General features: G+C 74.7%; 13 protein-coding genes. 9 read left to right on the forward strand and 4 right to left on the reverse strand.

Annotation, left to right across the window (positions count from 1 at the left end; genetic code table 11):
• Nucleotides 1-55: 55 nt before the first annotated feature.
• The 4 genes from AB0D49_RS21665 to AB0D49_RS21680 are packed head-to-tail and all read left to right on the forward strand — an operon-like array spanning nucleotide 56 to nucleotide 4463.
• A complete protein-coding gene (locus AB0D49_RS21665) occupies nucleotides 56-577 on the forward strand; it encodes a toxin (protein WP_362759647.1) in 522 nt (173 codons plus the stop codon).
• The gene (locus tag AB0D49_RS21670) at nucleotides 574-1821 is read left to right on the forward strand and encodes an MAB_1171c family putative transporter (protein WP_362759650.1); all 1248 of its coding nucleotides are present in this window, start codon (nucleotides 574-576) and stop codon (nucleotides 1819-1821) included. The genes AB0D49_RS21665 and AB0D49_RS21670 overlap by 4 nt, the downstream gene beginning before the upstream one ends.
• The gene (locus AB0D49_RS21675) at nucleotides 1818-3011 is read left to right on the forward strand and encodes an MAB_1171c family putative transporter (protein ID WP_362759653.1); all 1194 of its coding nucleotides are present in this window, start codon (nucleotides 1818-1820) and stop codon (nucleotides 3009-3011) included. Before AB0D49_RS21670 ends, AB0D49_RS21675 begins: the two co-directional genes overlap by 4 nt.
• A gap of 21 nt (nucleotides 3012-3032) precedes the next feature.
• Nucleotides 3033-4463, forward strand: coding sequence for an FAD-dependent monooxygenase (locus AB0D49_RS21680; RefSeq protein WP_362759656.1), 1431 nt, complete (start codon nucleotides 3033-3035; stop codon nucleotides 4461-4463).
• Nucleotides 4464-4473: 10 nt separating this feature from the next.
• On the opposite strand, the gene AB0D49_RS21685 is transcribed toward AB0D49_RS21680, so the two are convergent.
• The 4 genes from AB0D49_RS21685 to AB0D49_RS21700 all read right to left on the reverse strand — a co-directional run bounded on the left by AB0D49_RS21685 (nucleotide 4474) and on the right by AB0D49_RS21700 (nucleotide 7627).
• On the reverse strand, nucleotides 4474-5316 hold the full coding sequence (locus tag AB0D49_RS21685) for an SMP-30/gluconolactonase/LRE family protein (RefSeq protein ID WP_362759659.1): 843 nt from the start codon (nucleotides 5314-5316) through the stop codon (nucleotides 4474-4476).
• The gene (locus AB0D49_RS21690) at nucleotides 5313-6086 is read right to left on the reverse strand and encodes an IclR family transcriptional regulator (protein ID WP_362759662.1); all 774 of its coding nucleotides are present in this window, start codon (nucleotides 6084-6086) and stop codon (nucleotides 5313-5315) included. The genes AB0D49_RS21685 and AB0D49_RS21690 overlap by 4 nt, the downstream gene beginning before the upstream one ends.
• Before the next feature lie 149 nt (nucleotides 6087-6235).
• Complete coding sequence (locus AB0D49_RS21695; protein ID WP_362759666.1) at nucleotides 6236-7471, reverse strand: helix-turn-helix domain-containing protein; 1236 nt, start codon at nucleotides 7469-7471, stop codon at nucleotides 6236-6238.
• Nucleotides 7472-7474: 3 nt separating this feature from the next.
• Nucleotides 7475-7627 carry a hypothetical protein gene (locus tag AB0D49_RS21700; RefSeq protein WP_362759669.1) on the reverse strand — a complete coding sequence of 51 codons (153 nt, stop codon included), beginning with the start codon at nucleotides 7625-7627 and terminating at the stop codon, nucleotides 7475-7477.
• A gap of 404 nt (nucleotides 7628-8031) precedes the next feature.
• Between AB0D49_RS21700 and AB0D49_RS21705 the strand changes: the two genes are divergently transcribed.
• The 5 genes from AB0D49_RS21705 (at nucleotide 8032) to AB0D49_RS21725 (ending at nucleotide 16537) form a co-directional block, all read left to right on the forward strand.
• Nucleotides 8032-9207 carry a glycosyltransferase family 4 protein gene (locus tag AB0D49_RS21705; protein WP_362759672.1) on the forward strand — a complete coding sequence of 392 codons (1176 nt, stop codon included), beginning with the start codon at nucleotides 8032-8034 and terminating at the stop codon, nucleotides 9205-9207.
• 349 nt (nucleotides 9208-9556) lie between these two features.
• Nucleotides 9557-10234 (forward strand): class I SAM-dependent methyltransferase, encoded by a 678-nt coding sequence (locus AB0D49_RS21710; RefSeq protein ID WP_362760152.1) that lies wholly within the window; start codon nucleotides 9557-9559, stop codon nucleotides 10232-10234.
• Nucleotides 10231-14502 (forward strand): alpha-(1->3)-arabinofuranosyltransferase family protein, encoded by a 4272-nt coding sequence (locus tag AB0D49_RS21715; RefSeq protein WP_362759675.1) that lies wholly within the window; start codon nucleotides 10231-10233, stop codon nucleotides 14500-14502. Before AB0D49_RS21710 ends, AB0D49_RS21715 begins: the two co-directional genes overlap by 4 nt.
• On the forward strand, nucleotides 14499-15773 hold the full coding sequence (locus AB0D49_RS21720) for a condensation protein (RefSeq protein ID WP_362759678.1): 1275 nt from the start codon (nucleotides 14499-14501) through the stop codon (nucleotides 15771-15773). Before AB0D49_RS21715 ends, AB0D49_RS21720 begins: the two co-directional genes overlap by 4 nt.
• Nucleotides 15770-16537 (forward strand): methyltransferase domain-containing protein, encoded by a 768-nt coding sequence (locus tag AB0D49_RS21725; RefSeq protein ID WP_362759680.1) that lies wholly within the window; start codon nucleotides 15770-15772, stop codon nucleotides 16535-16537. The genes AB0D49_RS21720 and AB0D49_RS21725 overlap by 4 nt, the downstream gene beginning before the upstream one ends.
• Nucleotides 16538-16558: the final 21 nt, after the last annotated feature.

The following is a 16558-nucleotide window of genomic DNA, read 5'->3' on the forward strand; positions in this document are numbered from 1 at the left end:
AACGACCCCACCGCCGCCGCGCCGCCGAACGACCAGACGAACCCGGGGAAGAAACGTGCGTACCAAGAAGGAGATGCGCCGGCTCGCCGACGCCCTCATCGCGTCCCTGCCGGCCCCCGTGCCGGACGACCCCGAGGCCCTGTTCGCCGCCCTGGTCGCCGCCGTCGGACAGTGGCGCGGGCGGGAGGTGACCCTGCACCGCGAGGTGTTCCCGCCGCACACCGCGAGCGGGCTGTGGCTCAACCGGGAGGCCCACGACCACATCGTGGTCGACCGGCGGGCCGCCGTCTGGCACCAGATCGTGATCTTCTGCCACGAGGTGTGGCACATGCACCGCGTACCGCACCCCGCGCCCGGTGACGCCCCGGCCGCGCTGCGCACCGACTTCTCGCTGGCCGACGAGCAGGAGGCCGACCGGTTCGGGATGCTGATGGGGCAGCGGCTGCGGACCCTCATGGAGCGGGAGACGGAGACCGGGGGCGGCGACGGGCCCGGCCCGGACGGCGACGCGGACGGCTCCGGCGGGATCGCCGGACGGATCGGGGCGGCCCTCAACTACCGCGGGAACCGCGCATGAGCGGCCTCGTCAACTATCTGTCGTGCGCGCTGCTGTGGCTCGGGCTCGCGGTGAAGGTGCCCGATCTGCTGCGCCACCCCAAGGACCCCTATCTGCGGGCGATCTGCGCGGTGCTGTTCCTCGCCGGACTGAGCTTCCTGCTGGGGGCGCCGCCCACGGTGGGCGCGATCAACCAGCTCAGCGGCGTCCCCAACCTGGCCGCCCCGATGACGTACGCCACCATCACCGCGTACGGCGCCGCCTCCCAGGTGCTGGTGGTGTGCTGGCGGGGCGGGCCCCGGATGCACCGGACCTCCCGGCGCTGGGTCGTCGGCTACGCGCTGGTGGTGCTGGGCATCGCGGTGATGTTCGCGCTGGGCGACGCGCCCGTCGAGCGGCGCACCGACCTCGACACGTACTACGCCACCACGCCGTTCACCGGGCAGATGATCGTGCTGTACCTGGTGGCCCACCTGTTCGCGACCGGGGTCACCACGGTCGCCTCGCTGCGCTGGGCCCGGCAGGTGCACGGCTGGCTGCGCGCCGGACTGGTCATCCTGGGCCTGGGCACCCTGGCGTCCTCGGGCTACGGCCTGGCCAAGCTCGGCGCGGTCGCCGGACGCTGGTTCGGCCACGACTGGTCCGCGCTGGACACCGCCGTGTCCCGGGCGGCGGCCGGGCTCGGCGCGCTCGCCACCTGCGCCGGTGTCCTGGTGCCGCTGGCCGGGCCCGCGCTGGCGCGCTGGCTGTCGGCCTGGCGGACGTATCTGCGTCTCGCGCCGCTGGAGCGGGAACTCGACGGAGTGCTCACCCGGCGGGCGCTGCGGCTGGCCCGGCCGCGCTGGGCGGCGCCCGGCACCCGGCTGATGTGGCGGCAGACCAGCATCCACAACGCGCTCGGCTATCTCGATGTGTTCTTCGACCGGCCGCTGTACACGCGCACCCATGACACCGAGCTGCGGCTGAGCGGCGACCCCCGGCGGGCCGAGGCGACCGCCTGGGCGGCCGTGATAGCGGCGGCGGCACGGGCGGAGCACCGCGGGGAGGCCCCGGTGGGCGCGGAGGTGCCGCCCGTCGAGGGCCCGGCGCCGGCCGCGCTGGTGCCGATCGCGCGGGCGCTCGCCCGTTCGCCGCTGGTCGCCGCGGCCCGGCTGGGCGGCGCCGGGACCCCGGCCGCGTCCGGCGGTCACCCGGGCGCGGTGACCGGCGCGGTCGGCGGCGCCTGGGGCGGGCAGCTGTACGGCGGGCGGGGCGGGCGTCGATGAGCCTCGTGGTGTACGTCGCCGCCGCGCTGCTGGCGCTGGCCGCCGTGGTGATCTACCGGCGGCCCGCCGCCGGGACCGGGGCGCGCAGTCCGCTGACCGTGTCGACGGCCGTGGCCATCGCGCTGGCCGCGCTGGTCTTCGTCTGCTCCGCCCCGGTGACGCTGGCCGTGGTCAACGGCGTCACCGGCATCCCCAACTTCGGTGCGCCGCTGACCTACGGGCTGCTCTCCGCGTACAGCTGCTCGCTGCTGATCCTGCTGATCCACTGGCGGGGCGGGCCGCCGGAGCGGATGCGGCGCACGGTCCGGCGCAGCGTCACCGCGTACGCCGCGCTGATCGTCGCCATCGTGGTGCTGTTCGTGCTCGCCGACAGCGACACCGAGCGGCTGGCCGACCTCGACACGTACTACGCCACCACTCCGCTGATGCGCGAGATGATCGTGCTCTATCTGCTCGGGCACACGGTGGCGACCGTGGTGATGTGTGTGCTGTGTCTGAAGTGGCAGCGCGAGGTCACCGGGCTGCTGCGGACCGGGCTGCGGCTGATCATGGCGAGTTCGGTGCTGGATCTGCTGGGGTTCCAGCTGACCAAGTACACGGCGGTCGCGGCCCGTTGGGCGGGCGGCGACCTGGACTTCCTGTCCACGGGGGTCGCCCCGCCGCTGGCCGCGCTGGCGGCGCTGCTCAGCTCGGCCGGGTTCACCCTGCCCCGGCTGCTGCCGCCGCTGCGCGCCCACTGGCGCTGTCTGGGCGATCACCGCAGGCTGCGCCCGCTGTGGTCGCGGGTCGGTTTTGTGTCCACCGCGCCCAAGCCGCCGAGCGGCTGGTGGCAGTCGCCGCGCCAGCGGCTGCACTGGCGGGAGGTGGCCATCCATGACGCGCTGCTGGCGCTCGCGCCCTACTTCGACGACGGGGTGCGCGAGCACGCCCGGGACATCGCCGCCCGCGCGGGGCGGCCCCCGCACCAGGCGCGGATGGCGGGCGAGGCGGAGATGCTGGTCGACGCCGCCCGCCGGGCCGCCGCGCGGGAGCAGCCGCTCGACCCGCCCAGCACCTACCGGCTGCACGCCACCGAGGTCTCCGACAGCAGCGGCCTGGTCGAACTGGCCCACGCCCTGCGGCATTCGGCGGTCGCCACCGCCGCACGCGAAGGTACCGTGAGGACTTCCCATGGCCTCAACCATGGCTGATTCTGATCTTTAAGGAGTCCCATGTCGCGTCCGGTGTCCTCTTCCCTGCCGCGTAGAGCCGTCGTCATCGGTGCCGGTCTCGCGGGCATGTTGGCCGCCGCCGCCCTGGCCGACGTGGTGGACGAGGTGGTGGTGCTGGAGCGCGACGAACTGCCGCAGGGCCCGGAGCACCGCCGGGGCGTGCCGCAGGGCCGCCACGCCCATCTGCTGATGGCCGGGGGCATGGCCGCGATGGAGGAGCTGGTGCCCGGCGCACGGCTGCGCAAGGACCTGCTGGCGGCGGGCGCCCATGAGATACCGCTGGGCAGAGGCATGGTGGCGCTCACCCCGGAGGGCTGGCTCAGACGCTGGCGGCACACCGGGCCGCACATGATCACCTGCACCCGGGCGCTGCTGGACTGGACCGTGCGGCAGGCCGTGCTGGACACCGCCCGGGTGCGGATCCGCACCGCCCGCGTGGAGGGTCTGCGCGGCGACGCCGACCGGGTGCGCGGGGTACGGCTGTCCGGCCCGGACGGCGACGACGGCGAACTCGCCGCGGACTTCGTGGTGGACGCGAGCGGACGCGGCTCCCGGGTGCTGAACTGGCTGGAACTGATAGGGATCTCCGACGTCCCGCAGCGGACCGTGGACGCCGGGCTGGTCAACGCCACCCGGATCTACCGCACCCCGGCCGGGGCCGAGCGCTTCCCGCTCACCATGGTGCAGGCCGACCCGTACGCGGGCCGTCCCGGGCGCAGCGCGATGGTGCTGCCGATCGAGGGCGGGCGCTGGATGGTGAGCCTGGCCGGGACCCGCGGGGGCGAGCCGCCCGCCGACCCCGAGGGCTTTCTGCGCTACACCCTCGACCTGCCCGACCCCATCGTCGGCCGGCTGGTCTCCGGCGCCGAACCGCTCACCGGCATACGTATCGGGCACAGCACCAGCAATGTGCGGCGCCATCTGGAGAAGACCGCGCGCTGGCCCGAGGGGTTCGCGGTGCTCGGCGACGCGGTCGCCACCTTCAACCCGGCGTACGGCCAGGGCATGTCGGTCGCCGCGTTCGGCGCCCGGCACCTCGCCGAGGAGGTACGGCGCGGGGGGCTGGCGGCGCCGGGGCTCGCCCGCCGGGTGCAGCGCGCGGTGGCGGGGGCGGTGGACGCGGCCTGGCTGATGGCGGTCAGCCAGGACGTCTGGTACCTGAGGGCGGACGGCGGCGGTCCCACCCTGACCGACCGGCTCGCCGCCCGCTACACCCGCCGGCTGACCGCCGCGGCGACCGGCTCGTACCCGGCGGCGTCCGCGCTGTGGGCGGTCACCAGCATGACCGCGGGCCCGGCCGCCCTGTTCCGTCCGTCGGCCGTCCTGGCGGCGGCCCTGGGCTCCCCCCTCCCCGCGCTCTCCGGCCCGCCGCTGACCACGCAGGAACGCACGGTGCTCAGGGACCTGGACCGGACGGGCGCGACGGTCTGAGCCGGGACTCTCAGCCCGCGAACGGCGGCTGCGGCAGGCCCCGCCCCACGTCCGGCACCACCAGCACCGAGCCAGACAGCGGCGTCGGGCGAGTCAGTCCGGTACGGGCCGTGGTGACGTACAGATCGGTGAGGCCGGGGCCGCCGAAGGCGCAGGACGTCACGCGGGGCGCGGGCAGTTCGAGGACCCGGTCCAGGGCGCCGGACGGGGTGTAGCGGTGGACCGCGCCGCCGTCCCACAGGGCCACCCACACACAGCCGTCGGCGTCGACGGTCAGCCCGTCGGGGAAACCGGCGGTGACCTCGGTGAGGGGGCGGCGGCCGTGGAGGCGGCCGTCGTCGTGGTCGAAGACATCGACCCGGCGGGTGGTGCTGTCGACGTAGTACAGCAGGCCGCCGTCGGGGCTCCACCCCGTGCCGTTGCCGACCGTGACGTCCGGGAGGACGACCTCCGCCTGTCCGTCGGCGGTGTACCGGGTGAGGGTGGCGCCGCCCGGGGTCTCGTCGTAGCACATGGTGCCCGCCCACAGGGAGCCGTCGGGGGCGACGGCGGCGTCGTTGGCGCGGCGGCCCGGGACAGGCTCGTGGTGCAGCCAGCGGACAGTGCCGTCGGGGTCCAGGAGGGCCACGCCGTCACGGAGGTTGAGGACCAGTCCGCCGCCCGCGCGCGGCTTGGCGGCGCCGACGTGCTGGTCCGTCGTCCGGACCGTGCGCCGTCCGGTGGCGGGTTCGTAGGTGTGCACCCGGCGGCCGAGGATGTCCACCCACAGCAGCCGTCCGGTGTCCGCGTCCCACGTCGGACCCTCGCCGAGCTGGGCGTCGGCCCGCACGGCGACCTCGTAGCGCGTCGTCATCGTTCCCCTCGGTGTCCCAGGCGGGCGGACAGGTCCCGCGCGCCCCCGTCGGCCAGCCGCTCCAGCTCCGCCCGCCGCCGCTCGCTCCAGCGGATGCTCGGTACGGCGATGGAGAGCGCGGCGACCACCTGTCCCGTACGGTCGCGGACCGGCGCGGCGACACCGGAGACATCGGGGTGGGACTCCCGCTCCTCCACGGCGATACCGCGGGCCCGGACCTCGGCGAGGGCCGTGCGCAGCGCCGCCGGGTCGGTGACGCTGTGCGGGGTCGTCGCGGGCAGCGCGGTGCCGTCGGGGACCCGGGCGAGCAGTTCGGGCTCGGGCAGCGAGGCGAGCAGCATCTTGCCGACGGAGGTGCAGTGGGCCGGGAGCCTGCGCCCGGCGGCGGAGACCATCCGCACGGCGTGGGTGGAGTCGGCCGTGGCGACGCAGATGACGTCCGTGCCCTCCAGGATCGCCACCTGGACCGTCTCGCCGCAGGTCCCGGCGACGGCCTGGGCGACGAGCTGCCCCTCGGCGGCGATGTCGAGCCGCTCGGCGTAGCGGCTGCCGAGCTGGTAGGAGCGCACCCCGAGCCGGTAGAGACCGGGGCTGCCCGGGACGGGCGCGAGATAGGAGCGGGCGGCGAGCGTGGTGACCAGCTCATGGACGGTGGTCCGGGGCAACTGGAGCCGCCGCACGATGTCGGGCGCGCCCAGCGTCCCGTCCCCGTCGAGAAACAGCTCAAGAATGTCAAAGGCCCGCGTCACAGCAGGCACGAGCCGCCCCACACCCACCTCACCCAGTCGTTCGACACATCGAACACACCTTACGAAGGCAACGGGGGGCTGGGCAACGCCCGCCGTTCAGGGGCGCTGGGGGTACCCCCTCTGGGGGAGGAACTGCGCGACCAGCCACGACGAACCCGCACCCGCACCCGCTACCCGGCCTCCCCCAACCGCCCGCGCAACCGCTGAGCCCGCAGCACCAACTCCAACTCGAACCGACGATCAGGATCATCAATCTCGTCCCCCCAAAGCTCCCGAATCTGGCGAAGCCGATACCGCACGGTCTGCGGATGCACCCCCAACCGCCCCGCCACCTCCGGCGCCCCGCCCCGCGTCTCCAGCCAGGCGAGCAGCGTCTCCGCGAGCCGCCGCCCATGGGTGGGCCCGCAGTGCACCAGCGGCGCCAGACACCGCAGCGCCAGATCGTCGATGAGTTCCTCGGGCTGGAGCAGCACCAGCGCCTCGGTGTGCTCGGTGCAGAACAACACCTCCCCGGCGGGCAGCAACCCCCGCTCCATCAACCGCACCGCCGCCTCCGCCCAGCGCAGCGACTTCGCCGCGTCGGCCAGCGCCACCGGCGGTCCGATCGCGCCGGCCCAGCCGCCGAGGACGCGGTGCAGCAGTTCGGGGCGTCCGGCGGCGGTCGGTTCCGGCACCACCATGCGGGGCTGCTCGTACTCCATGTCCAGCAGCACGCCCTGCGGGACCGCGGGGGCGACCGCCTCGCGCGCCGGGCGCAGCAGCACCCCGACGGCCACCTTGCGCGGCAGCGGCCAGCCGATCCGGGCGGCCCGCTCGCCGAGCGCCTCGGCCGGGTCGCCCCGGTGGCGTTCGACGAGCAGCAGCTCCATCAGGCGGCGCTGGAGACGCAGCCGCTCCCCGGCCTGGCGGGCGGCGGCCTCGGCGTAGCCGCGTACCGACTGGTCGACCAGGCCGTCGAGGTACTCGTAGCCCGCGTCGACCAGTTCGTACATGGCCGGGGGCGGGATCTCCACGCGCTGGCCGATGTCGGCGAAGCGGCGCCAGGCGAGCCGTACGCCCATGCGGTAGATGGCCTGGAGGGAGTCCAGGCTGCGGCCTCCGTAGCCCTCGCCGCGGCCGAAGTCGTGGAAGACGCCGGGCGGTACGGTCGGGCGGCCCTCGGAGCGTTCCAGGTGCTGGACGAAGACCTCGATGGCGCGGCGGATGCCGACCAGGGCCATGGGTTCGCCGTTCTCGTCCATGACGACCGGCAGCTGCGGGTACTCGCGGCGGATCTCCCGCATGATGTCCTCGGCGAGGCCGGGGGCCTCGGCCAGCGCGATGGACGCGAAGCGGCGCACCTGGAAGCGCGGTACGTCATGCCAGGCGGAGCGGGGGGAGAGGGCCGGTGCGGGCTGGGTGGTCACGGCTCAGCTCCCCTGATCGGCCTGCTCGTAGGTGATCAGCGGGGTGTTCGGTTGCTCGGGCGTGGCGCCGAGCAGCGCGACGACACCGAACGCGGCGGCCACGGCGAGTGCGGCGGCGGCCACGGCGGTCAGTGCGGCGGCGGTCAGTCTGGACATCGCAGGGTCAGCCTCTCTGGTGAGTGAGGTCGTCCCACCCCTGCCTGTCGGAGTCAGTGTTGATGCGTGTGCACGTTCCGTCAAGGGGCGGTTCCTCACGACGCTCATGAAGTGACGTGACGTCAGCTCCTGTGGGACCCGAAATTGTCATCCCGGTGAGTAGCCGTACGGAACGTGTAAGCGAAAACTGTGCCACCCCACCCCCGCACGATCCGTCCACAGGCCGTCCCCGGAACACGCACCGGGCGGCGGCCGGACCGACGGTCATTCTCCTCCTGTCCACTGTCTGTCCTCTGTCTGCTCTCTGCCCGTTCCCTCCTTGTCCCTCCTGGTCCCTCCTGGTCCCTCCTGGTCCCTTCTACGTCCCCACCGAGTTCCGCACCCCGAGACGAGTTGGAGCTCCTATGCCCCAGCACGTGCCGTCGTCGCCGCGTGCCACGCTCCGCCGGCCGCAGCAGCCCGCGGTGGCGCCCCCGGTGCCGCGCCGCATCACCTTTCTCGCCCATCGCGACCTGGACAATCCGGCCGCGGGCGGCTCCGAGCTGCTGGTCGACCGGCTGGCCGACGGGCTGACCCGCCTCGGCCACCAGGTCACCCTGGTCTGCGGCGGACCCGCGGCCCCGCGTGACTACCGGGTCGTGTCGGCGGGCGGCGCCTACGCCCACTATCTGCGGGCCCGGTCCGTCTTCGCCCGGCAGGTCGGGGAGACCGATCTGCTGGTGGAGGTGTGCAACGGGATGCCCTATCTCGCTCCGCTGTGGCATCGCGGGCCGACGATGTGCCTGGTCAACCATGTGCACAGCGAGCTGTGGGGGATGCGCTTCGCGGGTCCGCTGGCCCCGGCCGCCCGGCTGGGCCGCCGCCTTGAGCGATGGGCGCTGAGCGGGGTCCGGCAGCAGGGGCTGCTGGTCGCGGTGTCGCCGTCCACCGCGCAGGCGCTGCACGGGCTCGGTGTGGCCCAGGACCGGGTCCGGGTGGTGCACAACGGTGTCGAGGAGCCCGGTCCGGACACCGGCCGCTCGCCCGAGCCGCTGTTCGTGGCCGTCGGGCGGCTGGTCGAGTACAAGCGGATCGATCTGCTGCTGCGGCTGTGGGAGCGGGTACGGCCGGTGACCGGCGGACGGCTGGTCATCGTGGGCGACGGGCCGGAGCGGGAGCGGCTGGAGCGGCTCGCGGGACCGGACGTCACCTTCACCGGGCATGTCTCCGAGGCCGAGAAGCACCGGCTGCTGTGCGCGGCGTGGCTGCTGCTGCATCCCTCCGCGGTGGAGGGGTGGGGGCTGGTGGTGACGGAGGCGGCGGCCCGGGGTACTCCGGCGGTCGCCTTCGACGTACCGGGGCTCAGGGACTCCGTCGTGGACGGGGAGACCGGGCTGCTGGCGCGCGGGGAGTCGTCGTTCGCGGCGGCCTGGTGCGCGGTGACGCTGTCGGTTCGGCGGCGGGAGGCGCTCGGGGAGGCGGCGCGGGTGCGGGCGGCGGGGTTTCGGTGGGAGTGGAGCGTCCGGCGGTTCCGGGCGGTCGCGGGTGAGGCGTATCGCGCTGCGCTCGGGCTGGACGGCGGCGGCGGCCATGGTGCGTAGGGGTGAGGCCGGGGGCCGGGTGCGGGTCCGTCGTGGCTGGTCGCGCAGTTCCCCGCGCCCCTCTCAGGCCGGGGCGGCACAGGCGGGTTCCCAGGCGCCCCCTGTCGCCAGCCAGGCACAGGCGGGTTCCCAGGCACCCCCTGTCGCCAGCCATGCACAGGCGGGTTCCCAGGCACCCCCTGTCGCCGGGCAGGCCCAGGCGGGTGCAGAGGTGCCCCCTGTCGCCGACCAGGCACAGGCGGGTTCGGAGGTGTCCCCCGTCGCCCAGGCGCTTCCTCAGGTCGGCACAGCCCAGGCCGGTTTCAAGGACCCCTCTCTCGCGCGGTCCGTCGCGCTGTTTCGGGCGTTCATGCGGGAGCAGGCTGACCCCGAGGGGTGTTACTCGCTGCTCGCGCGGGATGCCGTCGATCAGGTCGAGCGGTATCACGGGGCCGTCGACGGGCGGATCGTGGTGGATGTCGGGGGCGGGGGCGGGTACTTCACCGAGGAGTTCCGGCGGCGCGGTGCCGACGCCTATCTGTTCGAGCCCGACCCGGCCGAGCTGGGGTCCCAGCCACCGGCCGGGGCGGTGGTCGCCGACGGCTATCTGCTGCCGCTGGCCGACGGGGTCGCGGATGTCACGTTCACCTCGAACGTGCTGGAGCACGTGGCCGATCCGCAGACCTTCCTCAGCGAGCTGGCCCGGGTGACCCGGCCCGGCGGACTGGTCTATGTGTCCTTCACCAACTGGCTGTCCCCCTGGGGCGGTCACGAGTGGGCGCCCTGGCACTACCTCGGTGCCGAACGCGCCCGCGCGCGGTACCGGCGGCGCACCGGGAGAGCCGCCAAGCACACCCTCGGCGAGAACCTGTTCGCCGTGCACATCGGCACGACCCTGCGCCAGGTGCGGGCCCGGGACGATCTCACGGTCGTCGCCGCCCGCTCCCGCTACTGGCCCTTCCTCACGGAGTGGATCGTCAAGGTCCCCGGCATCCGTGAGTTCGCAACCTGGAATCTCCTTCTCATCCTCCGGCGGTGCCCCACATGACGACCACGGTCCAGGCTCCTCCCCCGGCAGCCATCCCCACCACCACGACCAGCGCGGGTCCTCCCGAGGGCCCGCGGTCGCGGCGCTGGCTGCTGGGGTTCTGGGCCGTGGTATTTCTGCTGTTCACCGTGGTCCAGCCCGGTCGGCAGACCTTCGACACCAAGCTCGGGGTGACCGTCGACCCCGGTCGCTTCCTGGCCGACCTGGGCCAGTTGTGGCACGACCGGGCCGGGTTCGGCGGGGTCCAGGACCAGTACGTCGGCTATCTGTGGCCGATGCTGCCGTTCCACGGGCTGGCGCGGGCCGTACAGCTGCCGGTGTGGCTGGCGGAGCGGCTGTGGATGTCGCTGATCGTCGCGGTGGCGTTCTGGGGCGCGCTGCGCCTCGCCGAGCGGCTGCGCGTCGGCAACGGCACGTCCCGGCTGCTCGGGGCGCTGGTGTACGCGCTGTGGCCGGTGTTCACCGTGGTGATCGGGTCGACGTCGGCCGCCGCGCTGCCCGGCGCGTTCCTGCCGTGGGTGCTGCTGCCGCTGGTGGACGAGCGCTACAGCGCCCGGGTCGCGGCGCTCAGGTCGGTGCTGCTCATCCCGTTCATGGGCGGGGTGAACGCGGCCTCCACGCTGGCCTCGCTGCTGCCGGTCGGGCTGTATCTGCTGACCCGGCCGCCCGGTCCGCGCCAGCGCAAGCTGATCGCCTGGTGGCTGCCCGGGATGATCGTGGCGACCGCCTGGTGGTGGATTCCGCTGCTGCTGCTCGGGGCGTACGGGGAGAACTTCCTGCCGTACATCGAGACCGCGCGGACCACCACCGACACCATGGCGGCGACGGAGGCGCTGCGCGGCGCCGGGAACTGGGTGGCGTATCTGCACTTCGGTGACGCCTGGCTGCCCGCCGGGTGGACCGTGGTGTCGTCGGTCGTGGTGATCGTGTGCTCGGCGCTGGCCGCCGGGCTGGGCCTGGCGGGGCTGGCGCGGCGGGATCTGCCGGAGCGGCGCTGGCTGGTGCTGACCGTGCTGGTGTGCGCGCTGGTGCTGCTCGCCGGGTACGGCGGCACGTTCGGCGCCCCCTTCCACGGGCTGGTGCAGGGCTGGCTGGACGGCTGGCTGGCGCCGTTCCGCAACATCTACAAGTTCCAGACCGGGGTGGCGCTGGCGCTGGCGCTGGGGCTGGCGCATCTGGTGGCGGTGGCGGCCGAGCCGCGCGGGGCACGTGCGGTGCCGGGCCGCCGCCGGGCCCCGCTGATCGCGGCGGTGCTGGTGCTGCCGGGGCTGGTGTGGCCGTATCTGAACGGGTCGATCCTCAACTCTGGGTCGTTCCCGGAGATCCCCGACTACTGGCGGACGACCGCCGAGGAACTGGAGAAGCTGTCGCCGGACGCGCGAGCGCTGGTGGTCCCGGCGACCGCGCACGGCATCTACACCTGGGGCGCGAGCATCGACCAGCCGCTGGACGCGGTCGGCGAGTCCCGCTGGGGGCAGCGCGACTACGTGCCGTTCGGGCAGCCCGGCAACCGGCGGGCCATGGACGCGGTGGAGCAGGCGCTCCAGACCGGTGTGGAGGTGCCGGGCCTCGCGGACTTCCTGAGCCGGGCCGGGCTGTACTACGTCGTCGTCCGCAACGACCTGGACCCCGACCAGGTCGGCAACACCCCGACGACCACGGTGAAGCGGACCCTGGAGCAGTCCGGGTACGAGCGGGTCGCCGGGTACGGGCCGGTGATGACCGGCGGGCGGATCGCCGAGAACACCCCGATGCAGGTGGAGGGGCTGTACGCGCGGCAGCGGGCGGTGGAGATCTACCGGCCGTCCGGCGCCGAGGTGCCCCGGCCGGGCCAGGCGGGTATCGCGCCGGTCGCGGACACGGCGACGGTGTCGGGCGGACCGGAGGCGCTGCTGCCGCTGGCGTCCGGGCTGCGCGGCCGGGCGAGCGTGCTCACCGGGGACGGTCACCCGGGGCTCGGGGCGCCGCCGCTCCAGATCACCGGTGACGGGATGCGGCGGGCGGACACCCGGTTCGGGCTGGTCAGCGCGCACACCTCGTACACGTACACCAAGGACGAGCGCAACGCGGCCGGGGCGCTCCAGAACCCGGGTGAGGCACCGCACCAGATCCTGCCGCTGACCGGGACCAAGCACCAGACGGTGGCCGAGCTGCGCGGCGCGGAGTCGGTGTCGGCGTCGTCGTACGGGAGCTGGCTGTTCCATCTGCCGCAGTTCGACCCGGTGAACGCGTTCGACGGGGACCCGGACACGGTGTGGACCGAGGGCGCGGCGGACTCGCCGGACGGCGAGTGGCTGCGGATCGGGTTCACCGAGGAGTACGACATGCCGGGCTCGTTCCGGGTGTCGCCGCTGCCGCAGGACGAGGTGCGCTCCGCGCCGACCCGGGTGCGGGTGGAGACCGAGCGCGGGGTGCGGACCAGCTATCTGAAGGCGGACGGGTCCACCCAGTCGGTGAAGGCGCCGCCCGGGGCGACCGGGTGGATGAAGCTGACGATCGTGGACTCGGTGGAGCGGCGGCCGGGGCTGCTCGGCGCGGGCTTCGCCGAGATCAGCCTGCCGGATGTCGTCGTGACCCGGCTGCTGCGGCTGCCGACCGACGCCGAGGGCAACGGGGCGGCGAGCGAGATCGTCTCCCTGCACCGCACCGCCGACCCGGCCGGGATGTCCCCCACGGGCACCGAGGCGGGCCTGCACCGGGAGTTCGCCGCGGAGTCGGCGGGCACGTACGGCGTCGAGGCGAGCGCGGTCGCGGTCCCCGGCGAGGAACTCGACAGGCTGCTCTACGAGATCGCCCCCGACCAGGAGCGGCGGATCACCGCCACGGCCGCGTCCACGGCCCGGCTCGGCACCGGTCTGTCCGCCCGCAACCTCACCGACGGTGACCTCACCACGTCCTGGATCGCCGGGGACGAGGCGTCGTTCCGGCTGGAGTGGGGCGAGATGCGCGAGGTGGGCGAGCTGGTGCTGGCCGGGGCGGGCGGGCTCACCACCCGGCCCACCGAGGTCAGCATCAGCTCCCCGCACGGCGCGACCATCGCCGCCGTCGACCAGAACGGCTGGGTGCGCTTCCCGCCGATCACCACCGACCAGCTCGACATCACGGTCACCGGGACCGCCCCGCTCACCCTGCACAACCCGCTGGTGGACGAGGATCTCCAGCTCCCGGTGGGCCTCACCGAGGCATACGTCCCGGCGCTGGACGATCTGCGCACCCCGCAGCCCGACCCCGAGCGCACCTTCGAACTGCCCTGTGGCTCGGGCCCGGACGTGGCGATCGGCGGCACCCTCTACGAGACCGGCGTCAGCGGTCTCGTCGCCGACCTCGCCGAGCGGCGCCGGGTCGCGCTGACCCTGTGCGGCATCGACGACAACCGGCTCGAACTCCCCGCCGGGGAGCACCGGGTGGAGTCCGGGGACAGCGGGGCGCTGCTGCTCACCGACCTCACCCTGACCCGGGGCACGGTGGCGGCGCCGGTCGCCACGGACCGCGGCCTCGAGGTCCGGGACTGGCTCGGCGACCAGCGCGCGCTGTCCGTCGACGCGGGCGCCGCCTCGTACGTGACGACGTACGAGAACTTCAACGACGGCTGGCGGGCCACCCTGGACGGCAAGGAGCTGACCGCGGTCCGGCTCGACGGCTGGCAGCAGGGCTGGCTGGTCCCGGCCGGTGAGGGCGGCACCATCGAGCTGTCCTACGCTCCCGCCACCACCTACGACGCCGGTCTGATCGGCAGCGGCGTCGGGCTGGCCGCACTGGTCGGTCTCGTCCTGTGGCGGCGCCGCGAGCCCAACCCGGACGCCCCGCAGCGCCCGGCGCCGCTGCCCGGTCTGTGGCTGGGCACGGTGGCGCTGACGGTGGTCGGTGTGATCGTCGCGGGCTGGCTGGCGCTGCTGGTCCCGGCCCTCGCCCTGCTGGCCGTACGGCGGCACACGCTGCTGGTGCCGGTGGCGCTCGGCGCGCTCGCGCTGGCGGGCGTGATGGCGGCGACCGGCGCGGGACAGCCGGTGGGCGCCGGGGACGGGTCCTTCGGGGCCCTGGCCCAACTGCTGGCGCTGCTGGGGCTGTTCGCGGCGCTGGTGAGCGTACGGGAGCCGAAGGCGGCGGTCGCGACGGCCACGGACGAGACGGTACGGCTGCCGGTGACGGAGGCGGCACCGGGGGCGGCGGCTGGAACGGGGACGGCGACCGGGCCGGGGGCAGGGACCGGCACGGGCAACGGCACGGGCACGGGCACGGCGGCCGGGGCTCCGGAGGGCCGCCCGTGACGATCCCCTTCCCCGTCGTGGACGAGATCGCCCGGCACTGCCATCAGTCGGCGGAGCCGGAGACCGTCCACATCGAGATCCATCTGCCGGGACCGCTGGACCCGCCGCGGCTGCGCAAGGCGTTCACCGAGGCGCTCCAGCGCCATCCGCGGGCGCTGATGCGGGAGGCGGCGGGCCCCTGGTACCGCCGCCGCTATGGCTGGGAGCTGACGGCGGAGCCGGACGTGGAGCCGGTCCGCTTCTCCGGGCCGGGCGGGGACGCGCTGCGGGCCGCCCGGCGCCGGGCGCTGGAGCGGACCCCGCCGCTGACGGCGTCCCCGCCCATCCGGCTGGAGGTGGTGGACCTGGCCGGGGAGACCGGCGTCCCCGGCGACCCGGCCACCGCCCTGATCCTCACCGTCAACCACACCGCCCTGGACGGGCCCGCCTGTCTGCGCGTCCTCGCCACGGCGGCGGAGCTGTACGGCGGCCGGGACAACTCCCCCACCGCGCCGCCGACCCGGCCGCAGCCGCCCGAGCGGCCCGCCCCCGGCACCCCGTCCGGCTGGTCCCGGCCCGCCCGGGTGGCGCCCGGCACGCCCGCCACCGCCGACCTCGGCAACGAGCTGATCGTCACCGAACTCCCCCTCCCGCACCGCCCCGAGGGCGCCGCGTACACCGTCAACGACCAGCTGATGGTCGCCACGGCCCGCACCCTCACACACTGGAACCGCGAGCACGGCGCCGCCCGCCGCCCGCTGCGCATCACCATGCCGGTGGACGACCGCCCGAGGGACGCCACCATGCCGATCGGCAACGGCACCCGGCTGGTCGAGGTCCCCTTCGCCCCCGCCGAGCTGGACACCGACGACATCCCCGCGCTGCTGCGCCGTACCGCCGTCCGCACCCGGGCCCTCAAGGCGCTGCGCCGCCCCCAGCTCGGCCGGGGCGCGACCCTGCTGACCGCGCCGGTCGTCCCCGTGGTCTGGCGGGGCGCGGCCACCCGGGGGCTGCGCCGGGCCGCCGCGCCCTGGACGTCCACCACCCTGCTCAGCAACATCGGCCGTATCCCGTATCCGCTGGACTTCGGCGGGGAGACCGGGCGGGCGCGGGCGGTGTGGTTCTCGGCCCCGGCCCGGCTGCCGCGCGGACTGACCGTCACCACGGCGTCCACGGCCGGGCGGCTGCATCTGTCGCTGCGCTGGTCGCGGACCCTGCTCGGCCCCGACGACGGCGCCCGGCTGCTGGACCTGTTCGCCCACCACCTCCACACGACGGAGGCCGGCACATGACCACCACCACGTCCGGCGCGTCCAGCGCATCCGGCGCGTCCAGCGCGTCCAGCGCGCCGCCCGGTCTGCGGGACTTCTACGAGAACCCGGCCGTCCCCGTGGCGTCCGGCACGCCCCGCGCCGAACGCCAGGCCCGCATCCTGGCGGCGGCGCTCACGGGCACCACCGGGGCGACCGTCCTCGACATCGGCTGCGGCGACGGCACCTCCGCCGCCACCGCCGCCCCGATCCTCGGCGGCCACCGGATCATCGGGGTCGACTGGTCGCAGGACGCGCTGGTCCGCGCCCGCACCCGGCTGCCGTCCGTGGTGCGCGGGGAACTCGCCGGCGGCGGGCTGCCGCTGCGCTCCGGCTGCGCGGACGCCGTGCTGTTCAGCGAGGTGATCGAGCATCTCGTCGACCCGGACGCGGCGCTGGACGAGATCCGGCGGGTGCTGCGCCCCGGCGGTCATCTGATGCTGTCCACCCCGAACCTGGCCGCCTGGTACAACCGCGCGCTGCTGCTGGCCGGGGTGCAGCCGGTGTTCTCCGAGGTCAGCCTGCGGGGCATCCACGGCCGTCCGGGCTCCCAGGTGGTGGGCCATCTGCGGCTGTACACCGCCCGCGCGCTGCGGGAGTTCACGGCGGCGGCGGGCTTCGAGGTGGTCCGGCTGACGGGGGCGCCCTTCCACGGGGTGCCGCGCGCGCTGCGCGGGCTCGACCGGCTGGCGTGCGCGCGTCCGGCGCTGGCGTCGATCCTGCTGCTGCACGCCCGGCGGACGTAGGGGCCGGGCCGTGTGGTGGGG

The organism is Streptomyces sp. NPDC048290, assembly GCF_040652095.1.
In the GTDB taxonomy this organism is placed as follows: Bacteria; Actinomycetota; Actinomycetes; order Streptomycetales; family Streptomycetaceae; genus Streptomyces.

Coding starts and splice junctions, on each gene's coding strand:
- AB0D49_RS21680 (WP_362759656.1), top strand. CDS start 3,033: ATGTCGCGTCCGGTGTCCTCTTCCCTGCCGCGTAGAGCCGTCGTCATC.
- AB0D49_RS21675 (WP_362759653.1), top strand. CDS start 1,818: ATGAGCCTCGTGGTGTACGTCGCCGCCGCGCTGCTGGCGCTGGCCGCC.
- AB0D49_RS21710 (WP_362760152.1), top strand. CDS start 9,557: ATGCGGGAGCAGGCTGACCCCGAGGGGTGTTACTCGCTGCTCGCGCGG.
- AB0D49_RS21685 (WP_362759659.1), bottom strand. CDS start 5,316: ATGACGACGCGCTACGAGGTCGCCGTGCGGGCCGACGCCCAGCTCGGC.
- AB0D49_RS21725 (WP_362759680.1), top strand. CDS start 15,770: ATGACCACCACCACGTCCGGCGCGTCCAGCGCATCCGGCGCGTCCAGC.
- AB0D49_RS21700 (WP_362759669.1), bottom strand. CDS start 7,627: ATGTCCAGACTGACCGCCGCCGCACTGACCGCCGTGGCCGCCGCCGCA.
- AB0D49_RS21715 (WP_362759675.1), top strand. CDS start 10,231: ATGACGACCACGGTCCAGGCTCCTCCCCCGGCAGCCATCCCCACCACC.
- AB0D49_RS21705 (WP_362759672.1), top strand. CDS start 8,032: ATGCCCCAGCACGTGCCGTCGTCGCCGCGTGCCACGCTCCGCCGGCCG.
- AB0D49_RS21670 (WP_362759650.1), top strand. CDS start 574: ATGAGCGGCCTCGTCAACTATCTGTCGTGCGCGCTGCTGTGGCTCGGG.